1 pseudogene is annotated in these 295 nt (G+C 44.4%); it reads left to right on the forward strand.

The features are described from left to right. Positions 1 to 295 (forward strand): annotated as a pseudogene (locus AB4585_RS26725) (hypothetical protein); the annotation flags it as partial.

Genomic DNA, 295 nt, shown 5'->3' on the forward strand with positions numbered 1-295 from the left:
AATACGGCTTCTTTGATTATTCCATTGGACTAGGTACCAATCTTTATACTCCGCTATGGAAAGGCGCTGCTGTTGATGTTCGTCATATCCTACCTATCGCCAATAGTGATGATTACGATGATGGGTACTATGAATCTGATGCTTTGGAAAGCGAAATTGATCGCGCCTTAGTGCATCAAGCATTTCGTCTACCTGCTAACACCATGACGCTATTTAGCGCTGGTCTAATCAGGAGCGATTACTATGGCGGGCAAAATGAAACCCAGTGGTACAGCACCAGCGGTATGCATAATCT

Source organism: Vibrio sp. 10N.222.49.C9 (assembly GCF_041474985.1).
In the GTDB taxonomy this organism is placed as follows: domain Bacteria; phylum Pseudomonadota; class Gammaproteobacteria; order Enterobacterales; family Vibrionaceae; genus Vibrio; species Vibrio crassostreae_C.